The sequence below is a fragment of the Candidatus Paracaedimonas acanthamoebae genome (assembly GCA_017307065.1).
GTDB lineage: Bacteria > Pseudomonadota > Alphaproteobacteria > Caedimonadales > Caedimonadaceae > Paracaedimonas > Paracaedimonas acanthamoebae_A.
Genome location: JAFKGL010000006.1, coordinates 1 through 1386, shown reverse-complemented (window position 1 = coordinate 1386; position 1386 = coordinate 1). Strand labels below are relative to the sequence as shown.

At 33.5% G+C, this 1386-nt stretch carries 2 protein-coding genes; both read right to left on the bottom strand.

What is annotated here, in order from left to right; all coding sequences use genetic code 11:
• Positions 1 to 256: 256 nt before the first annotated feature.
• A complete protein-coding gene (locus J0H12_00060; protein MBN9412307.1) occupies positions 257 to 781 on the bottom strand; it encodes a ProQ/FinO family protein in 525 nt (174 codons plus the stop codon).
• A 161-nt stretch (positions 782 to 942) separates the two neighbouring features.
• Positions 943 to 1266 (bottom strand): WGR domain-containing protein, encoded by a 324-nt coding sequence (locus J0H12_00055; GenBank protein ID MBN9412306.1) that lies wholly within the window; start codon positions 1264 to 1266, stop codon positions 943 to 945.
• Between the last annotated feature and the right edge of the window lie 120 nt (positions 1267 to 1386).

Below are 1386 nucleotides of genomic sequence, written 5' to 3'. Positions count from 1 at the left end.
CTTCACTGGCAAATATAACTTTAAAAAAAATGATGGCGAAATTGATATGGATGCAATGGTCAATGCTCTTGAAAAGCACTTAAAACAACACTTCTGGAAAGTCTCCTAATTCAAAACGAACACTTTTGGGGGTTCTTCCACAGAATACCATTCAGGCAGGTGATTTTCAAAAAATTCTCTAATGATGCCTATTTTTGAGCATGTAATAAAGCTCGTAAGAAGATTAAAAAATATACAAGTTACCTTACTAAATTTATTAAGAATTGTCTGCTTTTTCTTGGCTAAAAGATTTATTTTTATGTTGCTTTTTAGCCTTCATCATTTGAAGAGTTTTCTCATATTTCTCTTGAGCATAAGCCTTTTGATCTGCAGTAATCTCTTCTCCCTGATTGCCTTCTAAATCATACCGATGTGTGCCCTTTATAACAGCCTTGAGGTAATGAATGTTACTTGTGTAATAGGTAAGAGCATCTTTTAATTTAACTTTTGAAGGAGAGTTCTCCTTTCCAAGAAAGGAAGAGATGTCTTTATCAATATGAAGCTTAAGGGGCTTTATTTCCTTTGGGTTAAAGCAAAGAGGAAACTTCTCATAAAGCCATTTTAAAGCTGCTTTGATTTCTTCTTTTTTCTTCTTTTGAGCTTTCTGCATGAGATGTTCTTGATCTTTAGTAGAAGGTTTTTCAATTATATTTGGAATTAAATATTGAAGCCCTTGAGAGAGCTGAGATTGCTTTTCTGGGCTTAAGGGTTTTTTGATCGTGAGTTTAGGCCTATCATTCATCTGGTATTTCCTTAGTCCTTACATGTTTTTCATGTAACATTTATTCCCTTTCCTGTTAAACAAAAATTATCCCCACTTCTAAGGGAAAACATTGTGGATAAAATACTTACATCCTTTGCTCTTCCTTGCTTGAGAAGAATTGCCTTATAAATTAGCATCCTTTAACAAGGAGAGGTTAAAGATATGGAGAGATGAGGTATGACTTGTCTCTTAAATTCATCATCACAAGTATGATCAATAAGGTGATAATTACATCCTAATCTTTTTTCAGCCTTAAGCCTTTTATTGAGAATTTGCTTAATTTTCTTAATGAGGAGATTAAGGTCCGTAAACAATAAAGACCTTTGTCTTGCTTTTTGTCCTATTCTGCCATTGGCAATGAGAAGAGACCAATCTTTAAAAAGGGTGGGCATCACAACAATATGATAATACCTAAAAATACCCGCTCCTTTATTTTGAGCTTTAAGATAAAACTCTGCGTGCATTATGCAACATTCTGTTCTTTTAACATTATAAGTTGCTGCAAAGACTGCTGAGGGTTTTGAGGGTTAATAGGATAAAGTTTATTCTTAAAAAAGATAACATTGCTTTGTTTGAAAGCTCCA